At 59.4% G+C, this 23,165-nt stretch carries 22 protein-coding genes; 13 read left to right on the plus strand and 9 right to left on the minus strand.

Annotated features, from left to right (window positions below; genetic code table 11):
* Positions 1-40 precede the first annotated feature (40 nt).
* The 4 genes from xylB to FHX15_RS17070 form a co-directional block, all read right to left on the minus strand.
* Complete coding sequence (gene xylB / locus FHX15_RS17055; protein ID WP_184399085.1) at positions 41-1,495, minus strand: xylulokinase; 1,455 nt, start codon at positions 1,493-1,495, stop codon at positions 41-43.
* Between the two features lie 21 nt (positions 1,496-1,516).
* On the minus strand, positions 1,517-2,542 hold the full coding sequence (locus tag FHX15_RS17060) for a LacI family DNA-binding transcriptional regulator (protein WP_184399087.1): 1,026 nt from the start codon (positions 2,540-2,542) through the stop codon (positions 1,517-1,519).
* A 158-nt stretch (positions 2,543-2,700) separates the two neighbouring features.
* A complete protein-coding gene (locus FHX15_RS17065) occupies positions 2,701-4,302 on the minus strand; it encodes a DHA2 family efflux MFS transporter permease subunit (protein WP_184399089.1) in 1,602 nt (533 codons plus the stop codon).
* A gap of 24 nt (positions 4,303-4,326) precedes the next feature.
* Positions 4,327-5,535: an HlyD family secretion protein gene (locus tag FHX15_RS17070; protein WP_184399091.1), complete on the minus strand. Its 1,209-nt coding sequence runs from the start codon at positions 5,533-5,535 to the stop codon at positions 4,327-4,329.
* A 151-nt stretch (positions 5,536-5,686) separates the two neighbouring features.
* On the opposite strand from FHX15_RS17070, the gene FHX15_RS17075 reads away from it, so the two are divergent.
* The 5 genes from FHX15_RS17075 to lysS all read left to right on the plus strand — a co-directional run bounded on the left by FHX15_RS17075 (position 5,687) and on the right by lysS (position 11,555).
* Positions 5,687-6,367, plus strand: a complete 681-nt coding sequence (locus tag FHX15_RS17075) for a TetR/AcrR family transcriptional regulator (RefSeq protein WP_184399093.1) — start codon at positions 5,687-5,689, stop codon at positions 6,365-6,367.
* Between the two features lie 105 nt (positions 6,368-6,472).
* Positions 6,473-7,312 (plus strand): AraC family transcriptional regulator, encoded by an 840-nt coding sequence (locus tag FHX15_RS17080; protein ID WP_184399095.1) that lies wholly within the window; start codon positions 6,473-6,475, stop codon positions 7,310-7,312.
* A 100-nt stretch (positions 7,313-7,412) separates the two neighbouring features.
* The gene (locus FHX15_RS17085; protein ID WP_184399097.1) at positions 7,413-8,162 is read left to right on the plus strand and encodes a TerC family protein; all 750 of its coding nucleotides are present in this window, start codon (positions 7,413-7,415) and stop codon (positions 8,160-8,162) included.
* Between the two features lie 419 nt (positions 8,163-8,581).
* Positions 8,582-10,036, plus strand: a complete 1,455-nt coding sequence (gene gltX / locus FHX15_RS17090) for a glutamate--tRNA ligase (protein WP_184399099.1) — start codon at positions 8,582-8,584, stop codon at positions 10,034-10,036.
* A gap of 22 nt (positions 10,037-10,058) precedes the next feature.
* Positions 10,059-11,555 (plus strand): lysine--tRNA ligase, encoded by a 1,497-nt coding sequence (lysS, locus tag FHX15_RS17095; RefSeq protein ID WP_184399100.1) that lies wholly within the window; start codon positions 10,059-10,061, stop codon positions 11,553-11,555.
* Between the two features lie 106 nt (positions 11,556-11,661).
* Here lysS and FHX15_RS17100 read toward each other — a convergent pair whose 3' ends face one another.
* Positions 11,662-12,396 carry a hypothetical protein gene (locus FHX15_RS17100; protein ID WP_184399103.1) on the minus strand — a complete coding sequence of 245 codons (735 nt, stop codon included), beginning with the start codon at positions 12,394-12,396 and terminating at the stop codon, positions 11,662-11,664.
* Positions 12,397-12,576: 180 nt separating this feature from the next.
* Between FHX15_RS17100 and FHX15_RS17105 the strand changes: the two genes are divergently transcribed.
* From FHX15_RS17105 to FHX15_RS17135, 7 genes are all read left to right on the plus strand, one after another.
* A complete protein-coding gene (locus FHX15_RS17105) occupies positions 12,577-13,485 on the plus strand; it encodes a LysR family transcriptional regulator (protein WP_184399105.1) in 909 nt (302 codons plus the stop codon).
* 120 nt (positions 13,486-13,605) lie between these two features.
* On the plus strand, positions 13,606-14,766 hold the full coding sequence (locus FHX15_RS17110; protein ID WP_184399107.1) for an ABC transporter substrate-binding protein: 1,161 nt from the start codon (positions 13,606-13,608) through the stop codon (positions 14,764-14,766).
* A 203-nt stretch (positions 14,767-14,969) separates the two neighbouring features.
* The gene (locus FHX15_RS17115) at positions 14,970-15,956 is read left to right on the plus strand and encodes an ABC transporter ATP-binding protein (RefSeq protein WP_184399110.1); all 987 of its coding nucleotides are present in this window, start codon (positions 14,970-14,972) and stop codon (positions 15,954-15,956) included.
* Complete coding sequence (locus tag FHX15_RS17120) at positions 15,953-16,915, plus strand: ABC transporter permease (RefSeq protein ID WP_184399112.1); 963 nt, start codon at positions 15,953-15,955, stop codon at positions 16,913-16,915. The genes FHX15_RS17115 and FHX15_RS17120 overlap by 4 nt, the downstream gene beginning before the upstream one ends.
* A complete protein-coding gene (locus FHX15_RS17125; protein WP_184399114.1) occupies positions 16,905-17,720 on the plus strand; it encodes an ABC transporter permease in 816 nt (271 codons plus the stop codon). Before FHX15_RS17120 ends, FHX15_RS17125 begins: the two co-directional genes overlap by 11 nt.
* 58 nt (positions 17,721-17,778) lie before the next feature.
* Complete coding sequence (locus FHX15_RS17130) at positions 17,779-19,206, plus strand: gamma-aminobutyraldehyde dehydrogenase (protein WP_184399116.1); 1,428 nt, start codon at positions 17,779-17,781, stop codon at positions 19,204-19,206.
* Between the two features lie 184 nt (positions 19,207-19,390).
* Positions 19,391-20,497 carry a helix-turn-helix transcriptional regulator gene (locus tag FHX15_RS17135; protein WP_184399118.1) on the plus strand — a complete coding sequence of 369 codons (1,107 nt, stop codon included), beginning with the start codon at positions 19,391-19,393 and terminating at the stop codon, positions 20,495-20,497.
* Here FHX15_RS17135 and FHX15_RS17140 read toward each other — a convergent pair.
* Positions 20,494-20,631, minus strand: coding sequence for a hypothetical protein (locus tag FHX15_RS17140; RefSeq protein ID WP_409527020.1), 138 nt, complete (start codon positions 20,629-20,631; stop codon positions 20,494-20,496). The genes FHX15_RS17135 and FHX15_RS17140 overlap by 4 nt on opposite strands.
* 101 nt (positions 20,632-20,732) lie before the next feature.
* Here FHX15_RS17140 and FHX15_RS17145 point away from each other — a divergent pair, with 101 nt between their 5' ends.
* On the plus strand, positions 20,733-20,906 hold the full coding sequence (locus FHX15_RS17145; protein ID WP_112544349.1) for a DUF1328 domain-containing protein: 174 nt from the start codon (positions 20,733-20,735) through the stop codon (positions 20,904-20,906).
* A gap of 34 nt (positions 20,907-20,940) precedes the next feature.
* On the opposite strand, the gene FHX15_RS17150 is transcribed toward FHX15_RS17145, so the two are convergent.
* The 3 genes from FHX15_RS17150 to FHX15_RS17160 form a co-directional block, all read right to left on the minus strand.
* Positions 20,941-21,384, minus strand: a complete 444-nt coding sequence (locus tag FHX15_RS17150) for a DoxX family protein (protein WP_184399120.1) — start codon at positions 21,382-21,384, stop codon at positions 20,941-20,943.
* Between the two features lie 63 nt (positions 21,385-21,447).
* Positions 21,448-21,912, minus strand: a complete 465-nt coding sequence (locus FHX15_RS17155) for a tetratricopeptide repeat protein (RefSeq protein ID WP_184399122.1) — start codon at positions 21,910-21,912, stop codon at positions 21,448-21,450.
* A 19-nt stretch (positions 21,913-21,931) separates the two neighbouring features.
* Positions 21,932-22,906, minus strand: a complete 975-nt coding sequence (locus tag FHX15_RS17160; protein WP_184399124.1) for an MBL fold metallo-hydrolase — start codon at positions 22,904-22,906, stop codon at positions 21,932-21,934.
* Between the last annotated feature and the right edge of the window lie 259 nt (positions 22,907-23,165).

Here is a 23,165-nt window from a genome sequence, read left to right on the forward strand (position 1 = left end):
AAGTGCCGGCAGGCGGATGAGGGCGCCAGCGGCTCAGTTCTCAATGCACCAGCGACTTGATCGCCGGATAGGTCGCGCGGTAGCGCTTGTAGGCATCCTCATAGGCGCCGGTGAGTGCGGCGACCGGTTCGATCGTGCCGGCCGTAACCGGCGGAGTGCAGACGGCAACCGGATCAGCACCCGTTGCCGCAATGAGGCCGAGGCGGGCAGCACCGAAGGCGGCGCCGAAATCGCCGTCGGCGGGCAGGTCGACGGGAACGCCAAGCGCCGTCGCAATCGAAGCCAGCCAGTAGCGCGACCGCGAACCGCCGCCGATTGCGGTGACGCGGGAAATATCCGTACCGGCCGAACGTAGCGCTTCGAGATTGTCGCGGATCGCGAACGAGACACCTTCGAGCACCGCCTGCGTCAGCACCATACGGCTGCTCTCGTGCTCGAGGCCGATGAAGGCACCACGGATGACCGCATCATTATGCGGTGTGCGCTCGCCTGAGAGATAAGGCAGGAAGGTCACACCCGTCGGCGCTTTCAGGCTCTCGCCGAGTTCTCCGGTCAGGTCAGCGGCCGATTTGCCGGTGACGGAAGAATGCCAGTTCAAAGCATCGGTTGCCGAGAGGATGACGCCCATCTGGTGCCAAGTGGCGGGCAGCGCATGGCAGAAAGCATGCACGGCGCTTTCTGGCTTCGGCAGGTAGGCGGCGTTGGCGGCAAAGAGAACACCGGACGTGCCGAGCGACACGAAGGCAGCGCCATCACTGACCGTACCCATGCCGCAGGCCGAAGCCGCGTTATCGCCGGCACCGCCGGCAACGATGACATCGCCTGATATGCCCCAGGCCGAGACGAGCTCGGCGCGCAGTTTGCCGCCCTGTTCCGTACCTTCGATCAGGGTCGGCATCTGCTCTTCATCGAGATTGGTGGCAGCCAACAGTTCGGACGACCAGGCGCGTTTGCCGGTGTCGAGCCAGGACGTGCCAGCCGAGTCCGACATTTCCGAAATGTGTTCGCCCGTCAGCCAGAGGCGCAGATAATCCTTCGGCAGCAGAACCTTGGCGACCTTGGCGAAAATGTCCGGCTCGTTCTTGGCGACCCAGGCGAGCTTCGGCGCGGTGAAGCCGGGAAATACGATATTGCCGGTCAGCTTGCGGAAGCGCGGATCGGCATCGAGTGCGGCTGCCTCGATATAGGAGCGCGTGTCGTTCCAGAGAATGCAGGGGCGCAGCACCCTGTCGGACGCGTCGAGCAGCGTTGCACCGTGCATCTGGCCGGAAAGGCCGATGCCCTTGACCGCGGCTAGCTCCTTCGGATGCTTGGCCTTGAGGCCAGCGACGGCCTCTTCCGTGGCGCGTACCCAGTGGGCCGGCTCCTGTTCCGACCAGCCGGAATGCGGACGCGAGACGTCGAGCGAACCATTGGCCGAACCGATGATCTTCTGATCGCCGTCGATCAGCATCGCCTTGACGCCCGAAGTTCCGAGATCGAGACCCAGATACATATGGTGTTTCTCCCTTTGCCGTTACGGCAGATTGTCTTTCAGGAATATATCGAGGCGAATGCGCTCCTGCGCATCGATGACGGCAAGCCCGTCCGCCTTTGCCTTGAGAACACGGATCGCGCTGCGCACCTCATGGCCGGCATCCTGGTTGAGGATTGCGTCGATAGTGCCGTCGAGGAGAGCGGCGCGCGTATGTGCCGTCAATTCATGGGCAATGACCGTCAACGCCCTGTCGGCAGCCTTTTCTTTCAGCGCCCGGATCAGGCCGCGATTACCCGCGCCAAGACTGTAAATGCCAATGATGCCACCGTTCTTCCCAAGCGCATCCGCAATCAGCTTATGGGCGACTTCAGGGTCGTCCCGGCCTTCGAGCACCGGCAGCAAATGCAGCGCCGGAAACTCCTGCGCCATGACAGACGCAAAGCCCTCTAGGCGCTCACGATGGTCGCGCACCAGCATGGAGCCTGCCAGCACAGCGATCTCGCCTTTGGCGCCGCCGAGGAAACGGCCGAGCAGACGCGCAGCGGTGCGCCCCGCTGCGATATTGTCGACCCCAGCATAATGGTGACGCAGCGATCCCGTCAGATCGGAAACGAGAGTGACGACTGGAATGCCGTCATGGACCAGCCGGTCCACAATCGCCTTCACCTCAGGCGCGTCGGTGGCCACCAGCGCGATACCCGAGGGCCTTTCGGCCGCGACTGTTTCCAGCTCACGCACAAGCGCCTGTGGGTCGAAGGCGGGCACCTCGACAATGCGGATATCCGTACGCTCGGCGGCCGAGCGCGCAATCGCCGCGCGGATTTCGGCATTCAGGCCATGCATGAAGGAGTTGTCACTGGCGGGCAAAATGAAGGTCAGCGGATAAACGCGGCCCTTGGCGAGATTTGCAGCGGCCACGTCGCGGACATAGCCGAGATCGCGGATAGCGGTCTCCACCTTCTCCCGCGTCACATGGCGGACGCCGGGCCTCTGGTTCAGAACCCGGTCCACAGTTGCAAGACTGACGCCCGCCGCAGCGGCGATATCATGAACGGTTGGCCTCATCACTCCTCCTGGAGGAGACCATTAGCGCCAATTTTGATGTACGTAAATCAAAAAAATGCGTGTGTAGAAAAACGCCTGTTCAGCGATCGGGAAAAGCCGAGTGCGGAAAAACAAAAAGGCCCTCCGAAGAGGGCCTTTCTTGCAATGACGGCCGGAGGTCAGTGGCCGCCACCGCCTCCCCCGCCGCCTTGCGGCGCGGGTTTCTTGATCATGACGACGCCAAGGATCATCGCCAGAAAAAGCACTGTCAGCATCAGGAAAATGTCGCTGAAGGAAAGAATCATTGCCTGCTTTGTCGCAAGGCCGACCATCTGCTTGACCGCGACGTTAGCCCCGTCCAAACCCCAGTTGTTGAAGTTGGCGGTCATGTTGTTCATCTGGTCGATCGCTGCCGTATTGCCCCAATGGACGCTTTCACGCAGACGCTCATAATGCACGTCCTGGCGGCTCGTCAGCACGGTATTGATAATGGCAAGGCCAACAGCACCGCCGAGGTTACGTGTGAGGTTAAAGAGACCCGAGGCCCCGCGGATGCGCTGCGGCGGCAGCGTGCCGAGCGCAATGTTATTGATCGGCACCATGCACATCATCAAACCAAAGCCGCGCAGGATCTGCGGGATGAAGAGCTCATAGAAGTCCCAGTCCTGCGTCAGATGCGTCATGATAAAGGTGCCCGCCGCGAAACTGACGAAGCCAATCGCCATCATGACGCGCAGGTCGAGCTTCGTCGACAGCCGACCGGCGATCGGCGCAGTGAAGAACATCGCAAGGCCCGACACGAACATTGTCTCGCCGATCATCTGCGAATCGTAACCGCGGATGCGACCGAGATAGACCGGGTAGATGTAAGTCAGCCCATATAGGCCGATGCCCATGACAAAGGAAAACACCGAGCCGAAGGAGAAGTTTCGGTTGGCAAAGGCCGTCAGGTCGACGACAGGGAACTCCACCGTAAAGGCCCGATAGAAGAAAACGATACCGGCGACAGCCGACGCAACAGCGCCTGCGACAATGTAACTGTCATTGAACCAGTCGTTCGAATTACCCTCTTCCAGCACATATTCCATTGCGCCGAGGAAAACGCCCATGGCGAGCAATCCGTACCAGTCGAATTTCTTGAAGAGCGATAGTTCCGGCTTGTCGAAGTCGATGAAATTGTAGGTGACGAGCGTGACGATGATACCGGGCACGATATTGACCAGAAACAGCCAGTGCCAGGAAAAGGCATGGCTGAGATAGCCGCCGACTGTCGGGCCGATGGTCGGCGCCAGCGTGGCAATGAGGCCGATGATCGGCGAGACGATCGAACGCTTCGACGGCGGGAAGATCGTGAAGGCGGCCGCGAAGACCGAGGGGATCATGCCGCCGCCGATGAAGCCCTGAATGGCACGGTAGACGATCATCTGGTCGATATTCGTCGCCGTTGCGGCCAGGGCGCTCGCCATGGTGAAACCGGCAGCCGAGATTGCGAAGAGATACCGTGTCGAAATGATACGCGCCAGCGTGCCCGACAGCGGGATCATGATGACTTCGGCGATCAGATAGGCAGTTTGCACCCAGCCGATTTCGTCCGTGCCAGCAGATAGGCCGGCCTGGATTTCGGCGAGCGAAGCGGAGACGATCTGAATGTCGAGGATCGACATGAACATGCCGAGTACCATCGCGAAGAAAGCGATGAGCCTTTTGGGATCCATGCGATCGGCGGCATGCGCAGGCGCTGCCGGGATCGAACCTGCCGTTGCTGTCGCACTCCCGGCCATGGGACTACCTCCGGCCCTGAAAGCTTACTTCACCGGCGCCGTGCGGGTGTCGACGTCGACGACGACGCTGAGACCGGCGCGCAGGCGGCCGCTATCAAGTGCATCCTGCGGCAGGGCGATGCGTACCGGCACACGCTGGATGATCTTGGTAAAGTTGCCCGTTGCATTCTCCGGCGGCAGCATCGAAAAGACCGAACCGGAGGCCGGTGAGATCGATTCAACCGTGCCGACGACAGGATAATCGCTATAGGCATCGACATGGACGTTCACCTTCGAACCGGGAACGAGATGCTGGATCTGCGTTTCCTTGAAGTTGGCGTCGATATAGAGTTGACGGGTCGGCACGAGCGCCATCAGCCGCTGACCAGGCGACACGAGATCGCCTTCCTGAACCGAACGATTGCCGACGACGCCGTCATAGGGGGCCTTCAGCACAGTGAAGGAGAGGTCGCGAGCGGCCTTGTCGCGCTGGATTTCCAGAGTACGCACGGAGCCTTCGGCTTCCTTGCGCTGCGCTTCGAGGATCGCAATATTCGCCTGGGCGGCAACGATATTGGCGTCACCGCCTGCAAGGTTCGCCTTGGCCTGATCGAGTGCGGTATTTGCATCGTCCAGATCAGCAGTGGTACCGACGGATTTCGCCTGCAGATCGCTCTGGCGCTTCTGCTTGATTTCCGCGCCGCGCACTGTGGCTTCGAGAGCGGTCTTCTGGGCCTGTGCCTGTACGAGGCTCGCTTTGGCACCTTCGATCTGCGCGTCGATGCGGCTTAGCGAAAGCTGTTCGGTCGCGATCTGCGCATTGGCCTGGTCGAGGGCGTTCTGGTAGTCGCCGTTATCAAGTGTAGCGAGAACCTCGCCTGCCTTGACTTCCTGGTTGGCAACAACATTCACTTTCGCGACATAGCCGGTAACCTTCGGAGAAATCGTCGCAATATCGCCTTCGATATAGGCGTCGTCGGTCGATACCAGGAAGCGGCCGGTGGTCCACCAGTCGTAGCCATACCAGCCGGCGCCGGCGAGAAGGGCAAGCACGACAACCGGAAGCACAAAGCTGCGGCGCTTCTTCGTGGCAGCGGAAGCCGGTGTGACAACCGGAGCGGACTGTGCGGGAGCCGTCTTCGGTGCTTCAGCCTTTGGGGCTTCGGCGGGAGCTGCGATTTCCGCCTTCACCTCTTCGGCGTCGGCATTTTCACTGACGATGCGCGCGACGTTGCTTTTCTGGTTGGTCGACATAGAAAGGCTACCGATCTTGAGTAAATAATCGAACTGAACGGTTCGGTTCAGTTGACATAGAGGGTTTTTGACTTCATATCAAGATGCATAGAACCAATCGGTTCGATTTCTCTGAAAGAAAAGTCGAATTCGCGAAGACGGTTAAGGAGACATGACGCTGAAGCCCGAGGATACCGCCGTATTGAGCCCACCCAATCAGGGAGGCCGCTTTGCTGCGGGCGAGGATCCGGCCAAGCGTCAGCAGATCCTTGATGGTGCCCGACGCGTGTTCATGAAGATGGGCTTCGACGCGGCCAGCATGAATGATGTGACCCGCGAGGCCGGCGTTTCCAAGGGAACGCTGTATGTCTATTTCGCCAACAAGGAAGAACTCTTCCATGCGATGGTCGAGACCGAGCGTGCCGCCTTCGTCGCAGCCGTACGTTCGGTGCTTGCAGAACATGACGACGTCGAGGCCGGCCTGTACGAATTCGGGATAACATTCGTCACTCATATGACCGAAGACAAGGTCATCGATGCCATGCGCACTGTGCTCGGCGTGCGTGAGCGCATGCCTCTTCTCTGTCAGCGTTTCTTCAAGGGGCCGCAAAACCTGCGCACCATTATGCACGATTTCCTGGAACGGCATGTGCAGGCCGGCACCTTGAAGATCGACGACATCGATCTCGCCGCCGGACAGTTCCTCGACCTTGCGAGCGGCAGCTTCTTCAAGCTGCGCCTCTTTGGCAATATGGAAGGTCCGCCGCCGCGCAATGAAATCGAGCGCGTCATCCGAGGCGCGATCCATGTCTTCATGGCCGCCTATGGCGTGCGAAAGCACGAGCATACCTGACTCTCATCTCGAACCCGATTGGTTTTCCGCCGGATTTGCGCAATAGCGATCAAATCTGGACGCCCCATTTCCCCTAAGAATGCAACGGCAACTAGGGGAGAAGAGATGAGCGCAATAGGACGGGCGATATGGTTCATCGAGAGCCATTTTGAAACCGAGATAAGCCTCGACGAGATCGCCGAAGCCGCCGGACTGTCACGCTACCATCTGTCGCGTGTCTTCGGTCTGGTGACTGGCCATTCGATCAGCGGCTATATCCGCGCACGGCGTCTGAGCGGTGCCGCGCTGTCCCTCATATCAGGCTCATCCAGCATTCTCGAGGTTGCCCTCGGTGCGGGCTACGGCTCGCACGAGGCTTTCACCCGTGCCTTTCGCGACCAGTTCGGCGTGACGCCGGAGGCGGTGCGACGACAGGGGCACATCCGCAATCTCGCTTTGATGGAGCCTATCAGGATGAAAACCGCAAACCTTACCGATCTTGAACCGCCACGTTTCGAAACTCTGCCGTCAATGCTTTTCACCGGCCTTCAGGAAACCTACGCCTACGGCGGCAACGCCGCGATCCCCTCGCTCTGGCAGAAGTTCAACCAGCATTTCGGCCATATCCCCAACCAGAAGGGCAATATAGCTTACGGCATCTGCACCCATATCGACGCCGAAACTGAGAAATTCCGCTATATGGCGGCGGCCGAGATCTCCGACGCCGGCGAGCTGCCCGATGGTTTTGCCACATTGAAGCTGCCGGCCCAGCGCTACGCGGTCTTCTCCCATCGCGGCCACGTCTCCGGTATTCCCGCCACGATGGACCTGATCTTCGGCAACTGGTGGCCAACCTCGGGCCTTGAACATGGCAGCATGCCGGACATGTTCGAACGCTATGATGAACGCTTTGATCCCTATACGGGGATGGGGGTGACGGAAATCTGGCTGCCGATCAAGGAATAAAAGCCTGATCGTTTTCGTATACCCCTTGCGGCGCTTGCCCGGCAGGGCCGCAAAGATACATTGTGCGCGTCCATAGGCGACGCAAAGGGGAAATACACCGATGCAGGATATCATGACGCTCATCCAGGACCCGGCTGCCTGGGTGGCGCTTGTCACACTCGTGGTGATGGAGGTGGTTCTCGGTATCGACAACCTCATCTTCATCTCGATCCTCACAAACAAGCTGCCGCCCGAGCATCGGGAAAGGGCCCGCAAGACCGGTATCGGCCTTGCTCTCGTCATGCGTCTTGCCCTGCTCGGCACGGTCGCCTGGATCGTCCAGCTCACCGAACCGCTCTTTGAACTCTTTGGCCACGGCTTTTCCTGGAAGGATCTGATCCTCATCGCCGGTGGCCTCTTCCTCGTCTGGAAGGCAACGAAGGAAATTCACCATAATGTCGATCCGGAGGATCACCAGGAAAATTTCATTGCTGGCGCGACCGGCACCAGCTTTGCCTCCGCGATCGGGCAAATCCTGCTGCTCGACCTCGTCTTCTCGGTGGACAGCATTATCACTGCCGTCGGCATGACCCCGCATCTGCCGATCATGATCATCGCTGTCATCGCCGCCGTGACGGTTATGCTCGTTGCCGCAACGCCGCTTGCCAATTTCATTGAGCGCAATCCGACGATCGTCATGCTGGCGCTCGCCTTCCTGCTGATGATCGGCACGACCTTGATCGCCGACGGCATGGGCTTCCATGTGCCGAAGGGCTACGTCTATGCCGCCATGGCCTTCTCGGCCCTCGTCGAGATGCTGAATATGCTGGCGAGAAATGCACGCCGGCGAAAGCGTGAGGGCAGCCACTAGGCATGCTGCGCAAGCGTTGGCAGCGATTTTCGGCAATGACATCGCGTGAGCCACGGACTTTGAGCTTGGCAAGCAATCTGAAAGATTTCGCTACGCTTCAACCCTGCCTGTCCGTCTGAAAATCAGTTGGTCCCTCCGCCTTCCAGGCTAAGGCGGAGGTTCTTCTGCATAGCGACAGCCTCACCTGAGACGACAGGTCGTCCCAAGCGGCCGCCCGGAGGTACCGGAAGAAGCCGGCAGACAGCGGTTTTCCTTGACGCGCCCTTTTGAATATGGCCTAAGCGCAGCCATCAGGATAATCGGCGGATTATGCGGGCAGGTGCCTTCCTCCGGCCGGTTTCCGAAAGATATCTGAATTCTCCAGGCCGGACGTCGCTTTCATTGAAAAGCCGCTCGGCATTCATTGACGGGCACATAAAATGACAGCTTCCGGCGTCCGCGTCCGCATCGCTCCCTCGCCGACCGGCGAGCCGCATGTCGGCACTGCTTACATCGCTCTCTTCAACTACCTCTTTGCCAAGAAGCACGGCGGCGAGTTCATCCTGCGCATCGAGGATACCGATGCGACGCGCTCGACCCCCGAATTTGAGACGAAGGTGCTGGATGCGCTGAAATGGTGCGGGCTGGAATGGAAGGAAGGACCCGATATCGGCGGCCCCTATGGCCCCTATCGCCAGTCTAACCGCAAGGACATGTATCAGCCTTACGCCCAGGAACTGCTGGACAAGGGCCATGCCTTCCGCTGTTTCTGCACTCCTGAACGCCTGGAGCAGATGCGCGAGACCCAGCGCGCCGCCGGCAAGCAGCCGAAGTATGACGGTCTCTGCCTCACGCTCAAGGCCGAGGAAGTCACCTCGCGCATGGCCGCCGGCGAAACCACGGTCATCCGTATGAAGATCCCGACCGAAGGCTCATGCGATTTCACCGACGGCGTCTATGGCGACGTGTCGATCCCGTGGGATTCCGTCGACATGCAGGTGCTGATCAAGGCCGACGGCATGCCGACCTATCACATGGCAAACGTCATCGACGACCATCTGATGAAGATTACCCATGTCGCCCGCGGCGAGGAGTGGCTGGCTTCCGTGCCGAAGCACATTCTGCTCTACCGCTATTTCGGCTGGGACCAGCCGGTGTTCATGCATCTGTCTCTGATGCGCAACGCCGACAAGTCCAAGCTGTCGAAGCGCAAGAACCCGACCTCGATCTCCTACTATTCCGCGCTGGGTTATATCCCCGAGGCGCTGATGAACTTCCTCGGCCTGTTCTTCATCCAGATCGCCGAAGGCGAAGAACTGCTGACGATGGAGGAACTCTCCGAAAAGTTCGATCCCGAAAACCTGTCCAAGGCCGGCGCGATCTTCGATATCCAGAAGCTCGACTGGCTGAACGGCCGCTGGATCCGCGAAAAGCTGTCGGTAGAGGAATTTCACGCCCGCGTGCTGTCCTGGGCAATGGAGAATGACCGCCTGCAGGCAGGCCTGCGCCTGTCGCAGACACGCATTTCCAAGCTCGGTGAACTGCCTGATCTCGCCGGCTTCCTGCTGAAGTCCGATCTTGGCCTGCAGCCGTCCGACTTCGCCAAGATCAAGTCGCCGCCGGAAGAGATCCTTGAGATCCTCAATAGCGTCCAGCCGGATCTCGAAAAGATTCTGGAATGGAACGTGGAGACGATCGAGGCCGAACTGCGCGCCGTCGCCGATCGCATGGGCAAGAAGCTGAAGGTCGTCGTCGCACCGCTTTTCGTTGCCGTTTCCGGCTCGTCGCGCTCGCTGCCGCTCTTCGATTCCATGGCGATCCTCGGCCGCTCGGTCGTCCGCCAGCGCCTGAAGCTCGCCTCGCAGGCAGTCGCCGCCCTCGTCGGCGCGAAGTAAGAACAGTCCGAGGATTTCGACAATGGCTGACAACAAAACCGAAAACACCCTCTCTTCCGACGCAACGGAGGTTCGCGCCCAGAAGCTGAAGCTGCTGCGCGAGCAGATCGGCGACGTTTATCCGGCGCATTTCCACCGGACGATGACCAATGCAGAATTGGCTGCGAAATACGAAGGCCTGGAACCCGACGTCGAGACACAGGATGTCGTCACCGTCGCCGGCCGCGTTTACTCGTCGCGCAACTCCGGCATGTTCATGGACATCCGTGACGCTGGCGGCAAGATCCAGATTTTCAGTCACAAGGACACCACCCCGCAAGAAGCGCGTGCGCTTCTGCCGATGATCGATATCGGCGACATTATCGGCGTGACCGGCATCGTGCGCCGCACCAAGCGCGGCGAACTGACGATCAACGCCCAGAAGATCGAGATGCTGACCAAGTCGCTGTTGCCGATGCCTGAAAAGTGGCACGGCCTCTCCGACATCGAGCTGCGCTACCGCAAGCGCCACCTCGATATCATGACCAACGAGGAATCAAAGCTGCGTTTCCAGCAGCGTTCGAAGATTGTTTCCGGCATCCGCCGTTTCATGGAAAACGACGGTTTCATGGAAGTCGAAACGCCGATGCTGCATTCGGTCTATGGCGGCGCCACCGCCGAGCCGTTCAAGACGCATCACAACACGCTGAAGCTCGACATGTACCTGCGCATCGCGCCGGAACTGTTCCTGAAGCGCACGTTGGTCTCGGGCCTCACCGACAAGGTCTTCGAGATCAACCGCAACTTCCGCAATGAAGGCGTCTCCACCCGGCACAATCCGGAATTCACCATGATGGAGTGCTATTGGGCCTACGCCGATTATGAGGACATCATGGACCTCGTCGAGCGGCTGTTCGAGACCTTGGCGCTCTCCATCCACGGCACGACGGAATTCCCCTTCGGCGACAAGACCATATCGTTCAAAGGTCCGTTCAAGCGCGTACCGATGCCTGACGCCGTCAAGGAAGTCACCGGCATCGACTTTCTGGCGATGAAGACGGACGAGGAAGCCCGCGCCGCCGCCAAGGCTGCCGGCTTCGAAGTCGAGAAGGACTGGACCTGGGGCGAATGCCTGGCCTTCATCTTCGAGGAAAGGGTCGAGCAGACGCTGATCCAGCCCTCCCACGTCACGCATTTCCCGAAGGACATTTCGCCCTTTGCCAAGGAGGTGCCGGGCGAACCGCGCCTCGTCGAGCGTTTCGAGACCTATTGCAACGCCTGGGAACTCGGTAACGCCTTCTCCGAGCTCAACGATCCGGAAGAGCAGCGCCGTCGCATGGTGGAGCAACTCGAGCAGGCGCATGCACGTGGTGAAAAGGAAAAGCAGCTCGACGAGGAGTTCCTCGATGCGATCGACCAGGGTATGCCGCCTGCCGGCGGTCTCGGCATCGGCGTCGACCGCCTGATCATGCTGCTCACCAACGCGCCGTCGATCCGTGACGTCATCCTCTTCCCCGCCCGCCGCAGCAAAGCGGACTGAGAAACGAGCTGTCCGAACAAAGAAACGGGGCGCCTGAAAGGACGCTCCGTTTTTTTGAGGTCTTCTCTCAGATTATGTAGCCGCCGGCGGCCTGATTGTTTCGAGCCTAGTGTCCGCTCTTGGCAGGCGCTTCCTCTGCGGGTGCAGCTTCTGCGGGTGCGACTTCTGCGGGAGTGGCAGCATCCTTGGCAGCTTGTTCTTCAGCAGATAGTTCCTCAGGCTCCTTGGCCTTCGGCGCGGTGGCCTTACCCTCCCCCTTGGTGGAAGCAACCGCGACCGGATCGATGCAATCGGCGGGATTCTTGAGGCTGGCGTTCAGCGCCGCAATCTGATCATCCGGCAGATCGACGCGCTCGCCATAGAAGAGGCCCCGCTCGCTGGCCTTGCCGTCGTAGTAGCGGGCCGTATAGGACTTGTCATCCAAGCCTTCGACCATTTTATCGGGATGCGCGATATAAACCACGTCGGCACCGATCGCCCGACCGCGAATATCCGAACGCAGGGACGGACCGTTTTCATCGAGCACTACGACCTGTACGAGGTCGGGTTTTTGAGCCGCATATACGGCCTGTGCGACACGCAGCGCCGTCTTGACGCGAGTCATTCCGTCGACGGGTTCGGTCTTGATATATTTGCGGACCCAGACGTGGTCCTGCTTCTTGATCGTCACGAGATTGACGTCGGTGCAGGCAACGCCATCGGCAGATTCCCCGTCGCCCAGCAGCCTGTTTTTACCGACATAAACCGCTGCGCCGCCGGAAACGCCCGCCAACAGGGCGCTGCCACCGATGATCAAAGCCAATTTCCGGGAAGGCCGGAATATGCGCAGTAAGGCCTTCACGCCAACTGCTCCGCCATCTACAAACTCCAACGCAATACAAGTGACTGTGAAACTAAGGGAAATGACGTTTCGGAATCTTTAAGTGGCCTCTCCGACTTTGTCCCGAACTGACAAAATACCAAAAAAGGTCCAGCCGCCGAGGCGCTTGCCAGATCGCTGAAACGCATGCTCTAAAATGCCATGGCCTTCACGCTTCGCCAGATCCAATATTTCGTCGCAGTTGCCGAACAGGGCTCGGTCACGCGCGCTGCGCAGAACCTGTCGATCTCGCAATCCTCGATCACCGAGGCGCTGAAAGAACTGGAAAGCGACCTCGGAGTCGCGCTCTTCGAGCGCCACCCGAGAGGACTCTCTATCACCCATAACGGTCACCAGTTCCTCCGTCATGCCACGAAAATCCTGGCAACCGTCTCGGACGCGCGCACCAGTTTTTCAGGTCAGCAGGATGCCCGTGGCGGCACGCTGAATATCGGTGTCACGTCGCTCGTTGCGGGTTATGTCCTGTCAGATCTGCTGGCCCGCTATCGTCGCGCCTGCCCCGGCGTCGAGGTCAGCGCCATCGAGGATAATGGTGGCTATCTCGAACATCTGCTCGTCGGCGGCGAACTGGATGTCGCCGTCATGGTGATTTCAAATCTGCGTGACCGCATGGCCCTGCAGGCCGAAATCCTGGAAACCTCACCCTATCGCCTCTGGCTGCCGATGGGGCACCCGCTCGTTTCTGCCGATATCATTTCCGTTGCCGATATCGCCCGCGAACCGCTCATCATGCTGACGGTGGACGAGATCGAGGAGAATACTGGCAAACTGCTGACCGCGCTCGGCGCCCGCCCGCACGTCGCCTTCCGCACCCGTTCGGTGGAGGCCGTGCGCAGCCTGGTCGCGACAGGCGCCGGCGTGGCGCTGCTTCCCGACCTCGTCTATCGCCCATGGTCGCTGGAAGGCGACCGCATCGAGAGCCGCGATGTCTCCGGCTCCCTGCCCGTCGTGCAGGTCGGCATGGTCTGGCGCAAGGGCTCCAGCCTGCCGCAGGCAGCACGCGATTTCGTGGCTATCGCCGAGAATATGCGATCGGGTAGATCGCGCTAGGTATCGGAAATTCCGATATCGACGTTCTGATAAATGAATTTGCGAAACCGACCTTTCCGCGTCACCTTTTCTTCCGGGAACAAAATGCCGCAAAAGCGGCACCGAACCGGGAGACAAACGATGAAGCCTCTTCTGAAATCGTGCACTGCTGCGCTCGCGAGTCTGAGCTTTGCGACACAGGTTGTCGCTGCCGAACCGCTGAAAGAATTGGGCAAGGGTGAAGGCGCTGTCAGCATCGTCGCTTGGGCCGGCTATATTGAGCGTGGCGAAACCGACAAGAGTTACGACTGGGTCACCGATTTCGAAAAGGAAACAGGCTGCAAGGTTTCTGTAAAGACCGCCGCCACCTCGGATGAAATGGTGGCTTTGATGAACGAAGGCGGCTTCGATCTCGTTACCGCCTCGGGCGACGCTTCCCTGCGCCTCGTCGCCGGCAAGCGCGTGCAGCCGATCAACACTGACCTCATCCCGAGCTTCAAGACCATCGACGAGCGTCTGCAGAACGCCCCCTGGCACACCGTAAAGGGTGTCCACTATGGCGTGCCCTATCTCTGGGGGCCGAACGTTCTGATGTATAATACCGATACTTTCAAAGATAAAGCACCGACGAGCTGGAATATCGTCTTCGAAGAACAGGACCTGCCCGATGGTAAGTCCAACAAGGGTCGTGTTCAGGCCTATGACGGTCCGATTTATATTGCAGATGCGGCCCTGTATCTGATGGCGCACAAGCCCGATCTCGGCATCAAAGACCCATACGAACTCAACGAAGACCAGTATAAGGCGGCACTCGATCTGCTGCGCGGCCAGCGCAAGATTGTCTCGCGCTACTGGCACGATGCGATGATTCAGGTCGATGACTTCAAAAACGAAGGTGTCGTGGCCTCCGGCTCCTGGCCTTTCCAGGTCAACCTGCTGCAGGCAGACAAGCAGAAGATTGCCTCGACCTTCCCGGAGGAGGGCGTGACCGGCTGGGCCGACACGACCATGTTGCATGCCGACAGCGAGCATCCGAACTGCGCCTATATGTGGATGGAGCATTCCCTGAAGGCAAAGGTCCAGGGTGATGCCGCCGCGTGGTTCGGCGCCGTACCCTCGGTTCCGGCCGCCTGCAAGGGCAACGAACTCCTGACCGACGCCGGCTGCAACACCAACGGCTATGATCACTTCGACAAGATCAAGTTCTGGAAGACGCCCATCGCCAAATGCACAAGCGAGAGCGAATGCGTGCCCTATCATCGCTGGGTATCTGACTATATCGGCGTGATCGGCGGGCGGTAGCGCCGGGCCGATGCCGTAAGTGCCTTTCCCAACTCCTCGCAAACTGGAGGGGCCGGAGGGCACCGCCGCATTCCTGCTGAAACGCCGAAAGGTTTGAGTGGGCGCCGCAGGTTAAGCCCCTCCCCCATGTGGGGAGGGGTTTGGGGCGGGGTCTTTCGAACTAAGACCAACGCCCCCTCGAATGATACAGATCCGGAGCCCCCATGACGTCTGCCGTTCGTTTCCAGAAGGTCTCTCGCCATTTTGGCGCCGTCCGCGCCGTCGACGGCGTCGACCTCGAGATCGCGCCCGGCGAATTCTTTGCCATGCTCGGCCCGTCCGGTTCCGGCAAGACAACCTGCCTGAGGCTGATCGCAGGCTTCGAACAGCCGACATCGGGGCATATCGAAATCTTCGGCGAAACCGCCGAGAATGTTCCGCCCTATCGCCGCAACGTCAACACTGTCTTTCAAGATTACGCGCTCTTCCCGCATCTCGATATACTCGGCAACGTCGCCTACGGGCTGATGGTCAAGGGCGTCGGCAAGGCGGAGCGCGTCAAAGAGGCTGAAAAGGCGCTGGAGCTGGTGAAGCTGCCCGGCTATGGCAGCCGCCGCCCTGGGCAGCTCTCTGGCGGCCAACGGCAGCGCGTGGCGCTTGCCCGCGCGCTCGTCAACAAGCCCAGGGTACTTCTGCTCGACGAGCCCCTCGGCGCTCTGGATCTGAAGCTGCGCGAACAGATGCAGGAAGAACTGAAAAGCCTCCAGCGCGCGCTCGGTATTACCTTCATCTTCGTCACTCACGACCAGAGCGAGGCGCTCTCGATGGCCGACCGAGTTGCGGTCTTCAACAATGGCGGCATCGTCCAGCAAGGGACGCCGCAGGACATTTACCGTCGCCCGAGGACACGTTTCGTCGCTGATTTCGTCGGCTCGTCGAATGTCATTTCCCCCGATGTCATGACGGCCCTGGGCGGCGAGAAGCGCTGGGCGAGCCTAAGGCCGGAAGCAATCCGTCTTGTAGCCGACGGCATAGAAGCCAGGGTCGAAAATGCCAGCTTCCTGGGTGCCTCAACCCGCCTTACCGTCAGCATCGAAGGATTGCGCTTGCATGTCATGTTGCCGGCCGGCAGCGACATACCCGATATCGGCACTGCCATCCGCCTCGCCTGGCAGCAAGGCGACGTGCACTACATGGATTATGCAGCATGACGGCACTGGCGATCATCAAGCCGGAAACCTCGATCCTGCCTCGGCGCGGCGGCGTCTTCGGTCGTCTCTCGGACAATTTCTGGCGCCACCCGAAACTGCTTCTGTTCCTGATGCTGACGCCGCCGCTGCTCTGGCTCGGCATCATCTATATCGGCTCGCTGATCGCGCTGCTGCTGCAAAGCTTCTTCTCGATCGACGATTTCTCGGGGATGGTGAACTACGAATTCACCCTCGACACCTATGCACAGCTCTTTAATCCCAGCAATTTCGACATCATCATCAGAACAATCCTGATGGCGGCGCTGGTGACGGTCGCCTCTGCCCTTGTCGCCTTCCCCATCGCCTATTATGCGGCGCGCTACGCGCAGGGAAAATGGAAAGCCCTGTTCTATCTCGGCGTCATGCTGCCGCTCTGGTCGAGCTATCTCGTGAAGATCTATGCCTGGAAGCTGATCCTCGCAAAGGAAGGCATCCTCACCTGGCTCTTCGACAAGCTCTATCTCTCCTGGCTGCTCGACGGTATCCTTGCCCTGCCGGTCGTCGGCGGCAATTCGCTTTCCGTCAGCTATCTCGGCACCTTCATCGTCTTCGTCTATATCTGGCTGCCTTACATGATCCTGCCGACGCAGGCAGCCCTCGAACGCGTGCCCGGCAACCTGATCGAGGCATCTGCCGATCTCGGTGCGACGCCGCGTCAAACGTTCCGAACCGTGCTTTTCCCGCTGGCGCTGCCCGGCATCGTCGCCGGCTCGATCTTCACCTTCTCGCTCACGCTCGGCGATTACATCATCCCGCAGATCATCGGTTCGTCCCGCCTCTTCATCGGTCAGGCGGTCTATACGCAGCAGGGAACGGCCGGCAATGTACCCCTCGCCGCTGCCTTCTCGGTCGTGCCGATTGCCATCATGGCGGTCTATCTGTGCCTCGCCAAACGCATGGGGGCCTTTGATGCGCTCTGATCGCGGACAGAAATCCCCCCCCATCCTGAAACTTGCCGCTGCCGGCGGTCTGCTCTTCCTGCATCTGCCGATCCTGCTGATCTTCGTCTATGCCTTCACGACGGAAGAGAAGAGCTATCAATGGCCACCGCCGGGCCTGACGCTGCAATGGTTCGGCATCGCCTGGAACCGTCCCGATGTCTGGTCGGCTCTCGGCCTCTCCCTGCAGATTGCCTGCATCGCAACCGTGATCGCGCTGATCCTCGGTACGCTCTGCGCCGCCGCCGTCAGCCAGACGAAATTCTTCGGCCGAGAGGCGGTCTCGCTGCTCGTCATTCTGCCGATTGCGCTTCCCGGCATCATAACCGGCATTGCGCTTCGCTCCGCCTTTAGCCTCTTCGATATCCCTTTCTCGGTGTGGACGATCGTGCTCGGTCACGCCACCTTCTCCGTCGTTGTCGTCTACAACAACGCCGTCGCCCGTTTCCGGCGCACGTCAGGCTCCCTGATCGAAGCGTCGATGGATCTCGGCGCCGACGGCTTCCAGACCTTTCGCCATGTGATCCTTCCGAATATCGGCACCGCGCTTCTCGCCGGCGGCATGCTCGCCTTCGCCCTATCCTTCGACGAGGTCATCGTCACTACCTTCACCGGCGGCCAGCAATCCACGCTGCCGATCTGGATGCTCGAAGAGCTGATCCGCCCGCGCCAGCGCCCGGTCACCAACGTCGTCGCGATGGCCGTCGTGCTCGTCACCTTCCTGCCGATCCTGGCAGCCTACTACCTCACACGCGACGGCGACCAGATCGCCGGCGCAGGCAAATAATCCGGAGCGGGATGCGGACCCCGCCGCCCCACTCGACCAACCACAAGGGAGAATGCCCATGGACACGCAAATGCTGATCGGTTCCCGCTTTGAAAGCGGCACGGAAACGGAAGAGCACATTCTGAACCCGAAGACGGGCGAGACTGTGCTGAACCTCCCTGAAGCCTCGCTCGGCCAGATCGATGCAGCCGTGGATGCAGCCGAGAAAGCCTTTGTCGCCTGGTCGCAGGTGACGCCATCCGAGCGCTCCGCCTACCTCCTGAAAATTGCCGATGCCATTGAAAAGGACGCGCAGGGCTTTGCCACGCTCGAAGCGCTGAATTGCGGCAAGCCGATCAATGCCGTGCTGAACGATGAAATCCCGGCCATTGTCGACTGCTACCGTTTCTTTGCCGGCGCGGTGCGCAATCTGCACGGGCCGGTCTCCGGCGAATATCTTCCAGGCCACACTTCGATGATCCGCCGTGACCCGATCGGCATCGTTGGGTCGATCGCGCCCTGGAACTATCCGCTGATGATGATGGCCTGGAAACTGGCGCCTGCCATTGCCGGTGGCAACACGGTTGTCTTCAAGCCGTCTGAACAGACGCCTCTGACGGCGCTGAAGATGGCAAAGCTGCTTGCCGATATTCTCCCCGAGGGCGTGGTCAACATCGTTCTTGGCCGCGGCGAGAGCGTCGGCAACGCACTGATCAACCATCCGAAAATCAACATGGTGTCGATCACCGGCGACATTGCGACCGGCAAGAAAGTGCTCCAGGCCGCCGCCAAGACCGTGAAGCGCACCCATCTGGAACTTGGCGGCAAGGCGCCGGTCATTGTCTTCGACGATGCCGATATCGATGCCGTCGTCGCCGGCATCCGCACCTTCGGTTACTACAATGCAGGTCAGGACTGCACGGCCGCCTGCCGCGTCTATGCCGACGCGAAAGTCTATGACAATTTCGTCGCCGATCTGACCTCCGCTGTTTCGAGCATCCGCTTCAACCAGGCCGACGACACCGAAAACGAAATCGGTCCGCTGATTTCCAAGCGCCAGCGCGATCGGGTCGAGAGCTTCGTCACCCGCGCCTCGGAACACAAGCACATGGAAATCACCACCGGCGGCAGGGTCTCAGGTGACAAGGGCTTCTTCTTCGCACCGACGGTCGTTGCAGGCGCCACGCAGGACGATGAAATCGTCCGCCGTGAAGTTTTCGGCCCCGTCGTCTCCGTCACCCGTTTCACCGATGTCGGAGATGCAGTTAACTGGGCGAATGATAGCGACTACGGCCTTGCCTCCTCCGTCTGGACCAAGGATATCGGCCGCGGCATGAAGACTGCCGCCCGCCTTCAATATGGCTGCACCTGGATCAATACGCATTTCATGCTGGTCAACGAGATGCCGCATGGCGGCTTGAAGCAATCAGGCTACGGCAAGGATCTCTCCGCCTTTGCTTTGGAAGACTATACGACAGTCCGCCATGTGATGATTAATCACGGATAGTTGAATAAAATTTTCTTGATCTGCTTCAAAAGTCACTGCGCCATTAGTGACTTTTGTCACTTTGTCATAATACAACTAAGAATAATATTTCTAAACGTGGAATTGCCATTTCGCTATATGTGGCGCTCCGCGAATAGGCGTTATTCTTCATGGATCAGGGATATCGGGCAGGCATTACTTATCGATGGCGACACGTATCGATATATCCGAGCTTCAGACAGCCCTGGAGGGATTACTGGAAGCGGCGCTCGTGCCTGCGAACTGGGAGCGCACACTGGAGCAGATCAGCCAAGCAACCTGCTCTGCAGGGGCTCATATCCTGCCCGTGCGAGGGAAATTCCCCTCCGGCTTCCTGAGCACGCCGAATCTGCTGGATGCCTTCCAGGTCTATTTTGAAGAAGACTGGTACAAGCACGATTTCCGGGAACGGGGCTTGCCGGTTGCGATGAACAAGGGCGTCGTCATCGAGCACGACATCGCCGGCGAGGAAGAATTCAACCATCATAGCTTCTATACGGACTTTCTGGCCCGCTTCGGCCTCCGCTATTCCGCCATGATTGGCTTCGCCGCAGGCGATACGATGCTGAGCCTGAATCTGCAGCGGAGAATTGAAGATCAACCGTTCGATCGCGCCGACGAACGGCTGCTTGTGAAAATGCAGTCGAGTCTAACCGTTGCAGCTGAAATCATCCGCGCTCTGCATACCGCCAGAATCGACAGCATGAGCGAAGCCTTCGAGCTCGCCGGTACCGCAGTCATCTTCGTCGATCGGGCCGGGCGGATCACGCGGCTGAACCAGCGAGCGGAAAAACTGCTCGATGGAAATATCCGTATCGTGGACCGGGAACTTACTGCGATCAGCCAGGAAGAGACCGGGCTTCTCCGACGCCACCTGCAGGCCGTCCTTTCGAATGAAACTTTCGCTGATCCCTCGGTTTCCACGCCCGTTCTGTTTTCCCGTCCGGGAAAGGCGCCGCTGGTGATCCGCGCCCAGCGGCTGAATGGCGCGCCGGCCGACCTCTTCTCGCATTCCGCCGCAGTCGCCGTCATCACGGATCTTTCCGAGCGCGCGACCCCGAGCCGCGACCTGTTGCGCCAGCTTTTCGCGCTCACCCCACAGGAAACAACGGTCGCGCGCCTGCTGATGGAGGGTTCGTCGCCGCGGCAGATCGCCGAGATATCTGGATTAAGCTATGAGACGGCTCGTGGCTACGTGAAACGGGTTCTCGCCAAAACCGGCACGCAGCGTCAGTCCCAGCTTATCTCGCTGCTCTCGAGCCTGAAAATCTAGGCGTGGTTATAAAGCGCCAGCAGCTCCCAGCCGCCCTCCCATATTATGTCGAGCGGCACATAGACGATGATGGCAATGCCGATCCAGCGACAGCGGTTGAGCAGCTTTACTGTTAGGTTGGATGCGACACCCATCAAGATGACGGAAATGATGAGGCGGAGCGGCGTTTCATCTGATTTGGAACAAAATCAGCTTTGGCGCGTCTTCATCCGGCAACCACGGAAGGAAGATATCCATGTTAAAATGGGCTCTGATATTTCTGGTAATTTCGATCGTTGCCGGCTTTTTCGGCTTCTCCGGCATCTCCGCAGCGACCGCGACGATCGCCCGCGTACTTTTCGGCATATTCCTCGTCATCTTCCTGATCTTCCTCATCCTGGCCTTGATGGCAGGACAGGCGATCTTCTGACTGGTGTGACGGCGGTGCTTGCGAGTCCTGTTCGCTAGAGCACCGCCTTGAGCCAGGGATGCAACTCCTTCACCCGCCGCTTCACGAGATTGTCGATCGATATCGATCCCGCGCCCTTCACCGCCAAGACGAACATGCCGCCGGCAATCGCAAGATCCTTCTCGAAATGCAGCAGCTCGTTTTGGCTCGCGAAGCTAGTGTGGAACAAAAAGGCGGTAGCGAGGCAGAACAGCCCCAGCGCGGCCGCGCCGAGCCGGCTGAGCAAACCGAGGGCAACGGAGAAACCGGCGCCGAGCTGCAGGATGACAACGCCGAATGTCACGACCGCCGGCAAACCAAGCTTCGCAAAGGCGGCAAGCGCGCCGGTCATATCCGCAGCGAGTGTCGCGCCTTCATGGAGGAAAATCAGGGATAGCAGCAGCCTGCCTAGAAGAAGAATGAGATCGGCGAACCGAACGCCGCCCGGAACATTTTCCATCGTATCCTCCTCTTTGCAAGGAGGCGGGCGGTGAACCCGCCTGCCTTGTCGTTTGTGCCTGGATCACTTGCCTGCTCTCGCGGCGATTGCATCTTGCAGATCTTCAAGCTCCTCGCAGCCTGCAGGGCAGAGCTGCTTCAGCACGGACGCCTGCTCCTCGGCCTTCGCCATGTCGCCGGTCTCGATGTAGAGTTCGCCGAGATATTCACGCGCCGACCTATGATCGGGCTGAAGCTCCAGCGCTTTGGTATAATAGGTCAACGACATCGGATAATCGCCCGTCTTACGCAGCGTAAATCCCATCAGATTATAAACGTCCGCCTGCTGATTATCTTCGGCAATATCGCGAAGTTCAGCGAGCGCGCCGGCATAATCCTTGGCGTCGATCTTGGCGCGCACCGACGTGAGATCAGGAGCGTCGGTCGACTCCATATTGTCGACGGCAAAGGCTGGAAACGCTGTCACCGCAGAAAAGCCAGCGGAAACGGCACAAACCCAGATGAATACGAGAATGGCATATTTCATCATGATAAGCTCCTTCGGCCGTTCAGGCCTGTATTGTCGGGGTGAAAGCATAGGCGTTTCCGTCCTTGACGAAGGTGCCCGAGCCGGGGAACGGGAAGTGCGAGCCGCAGATCGCGATATTGTCGGCAATGACGCGATCGATGAGGCGGCGGCGCGTGTTGATGGCCATCGGCCCGTCCTGGTCATAGCTGCCCTGCCAATCGGGATGCGGGGCAAGCAGCGCCGGCACATACATGATATCGGCGGAGACCAGCAATTGCCTGTTGCCGGAGCTGACGAGGTAGGTCGAATGGCCAGGTGTATGGCCGGGTGCTGAAAGCAGCATCATGCCCGGCGCAACCTCTGCCCCGTCATTCACCAGCTTCCAGTTCTTCCATTTCGGGAAGACGTCGGCGATACGCTTGCCAGCGGGCTTGCGGCCTTCGGCCAGCTTTTCGACACGGCCGGGATCGGTCCACCAGTTATATTCGACGGCATTGACGATGAGCTCGGCATTCGGGAAGACAGGATTGTTCGTTCCCTTTTCCATCAGGCCCCAGACGTGGTCCGGATGAAAATGCGAGATCATGATCGTATCGATCTTCTTATAATCGATACCGGCCGCCGCCATATTGGCCGGCAGATGTGTGGCACTTTCCTGCCACTGACCGACGCCGGAACCGGCATCCATCATGATCATGCGATTGCCGATCGTCAGGACGACCACCGTCAGCGGGATCGGCATGAATTCTGTCGTCAATCCGGCCTTGGAAAGCGCCTCCTTGGTGTCTTCGATCGAGGCGTTCTTGATGAAGGTCGGATCATGCGGCTTCTTCCAGATGCCGTCATAGATTGCCGTTACCTCGACATCTCCGACCTTGTATCTGTAGAAGCCGACTGTCGGCTCCAGCGGGGTGGCGGCAAATGCCGGCATGACGAATTCAAGCTTCGACGACAGGCCGAACGCGGCAGCGGCAGCAGCTGACCCGAGGACAGCGCGGCGTGACATGGTAAACATGAATATGCCTCCTCTTGTTGATGGCATCTCGACTGGCGAGGACTGCAATTCATCTGACACCCTCGCTGACGAACTAGATCGACGGCAGCACGCTGTTATTCCCACCTCGAACGGTATTTTTGGTAAGCTATTGGAAATACGTTAGTATTTCCGTTCTGCGCGGCTTTGGCTCTGCTGAACGCAAATAAATCGGCACGATTTGGAATAAAATCACACGCCAATCGGTCTAGACTGCAAGGGGCCGCAGATGACGCGGTTC

The sequence above is a fragment of the Rhizobium sp. BK650 genome (assembly GCF_014195325.1).
In the GTDB taxonomy this organism is placed as follows: domain Bacteria; phylum Pseudomonadota; class Alphaproteobacteria; order Rhizobiales; family Rhizobiaceae; genus Rhizobium.

Bases quoted from the DNA above. Each gene is read 5' to 3' on its own strand.
- xylB (WP_184399085.1), bottom strand. From the start codon at position 1,495: ATGTATCTGGGTCTCGATCTCGGAACTTCGGGCGTCAAGGCGATGCTG.
- FHX15_RS17060 (WP_184399087.1), bottom strand. From the start codon at position 2,542: ATGAGGCCAACCGTTCATGATATCGCCGCTGCGGCGGGCGTCAGTCTT.
- FHX15_RS17065 (WP_184399089.1), bottom strand. From the start codon at position 4,302: ATGGCCGGGAGTGCGACAGCAACGGCAGGTTCGATCCCGGCAGCGCCT.
- FHX15_RS17070 (WP_184399091.1), bottom strand. From the start codon at position 5,535: ATGTCGACCAACCAGAAAAGCAACGTCGCGCGCATCGTCAGTGAAAAT.
- FHX15_RS17075 (WP_184399093.1), top strand. From the start codon at position 5,687: ATGACGCTGAAGCCCGAGGATACCGCCGTATTGAGCCCACCCAATCAG.
- FHX15_RS17080 (WP_184399095.1), top strand. From the start codon at position 6,473: ATGAGCGCAATAGGACGGGCGATATGGTTCATCGAGAGCCATTTTGAA.
- FHX15_RS17085 (WP_184399097.1), top strand. From the start codon at position 7,413: ATGCAGGATATCATGACGCTCATCCAGGACCCGGCTGCCTGGGTGGCG.
- gltX (WP_184399099.1), top strand. From the start codon at position 8,582: ATGACAGCTTCCGGCGTCCGCGTCCGCATCGCTCCCTCGCCGACCGGC.
- lysS (WP_184399100.1), top strand. From the start codon at position 10,059: ATGGCTGACAACAAAACCGAAAACACCCTCTCTTCCGACGCAACGGAG.
- FHX15_RS17105 (WP_184399105.1), top strand. From the start codon at position 12,577: ATGGCCTTCACGCTTCGCCAGATCCAATATTTCGTCGCAGTTGCCGAA.
- FHX15_RS17110 (WP_184399107.1), top strand. From the start codon at position 13,606: ATGAAGCCTCTTCTGAAATCGTGCACTGCTGCGCTCGCGAGTCTGAGC.
- FHX15_RS17115 (WP_184399110.1), top strand. From the start codon at position 14,970: ATGACGTCTGCCGTTCGTTTCCAGAAGGTCTCTCGCCATTTTGGCGCC.
- FHX15_RS17120 (WP_184399112.1), top strand. From the start codon at position 15,953: ATGACGGCACTGGCGATCATCAAGCCGGAAACCTCGATCCTGCCTCGG.
- FHX15_RS17125 (WP_184399114.1), top strand. From the start codon at position 16,905: ATGCGCTCTGATCGCGGACAGAAATCCCCCCCCATCCTGAAACTTGCC.
- FHX15_RS17130 (WP_184399116.1), top strand. From the start codon at position 17,779: ATGGACACGCAAATGCTGATCGGTTCCCGCTTTGAAAGCGGCACGGAA.
- FHX15_RS17135 (WP_184399118.1), top strand. From the start codon at position 19,391: ATGGCGACACGTATCGATATATCCGAGCTTCAGACAGCCCTGGAGGGA.
- FHX15_RS17140 (WP_409527020.1), bottom strand. From the start codon at position 20,631: ATGGGTGTCGCATCCAACCTAACAGTAAAGCTGCTCAACCGCTGTCGC.
- FHX15_RS17145 (WP_112544349.1), top strand. From the start codon at position 20,733: ATGTTAAAATGGGCTCTGATATTTCTGGTAATTTCGATCGTTGCCGGC.
- FHX15_RS17150 (WP_184399120.1), bottom strand. From the start codon at position 21,384: ATGGAAAATGTTCCGGGCGGCGTTCGGTTCGCCGATCTCATTCTTCTT.
- FHX15_RS17155 (WP_184399122.1), bottom strand. From the start codon at position 21,912: ATGATGAAATATGCCATTCTCGTATTCATCTGGGTTTGTGCCGTTTCC.
- FHX15_RS17160 (WP_184399124.1), bottom strand. From the start codon at position 22,906: ATGTTTACCATGTCACGCCGCGCTGTCCTCGGGTCAGCTGCTGCCGCT.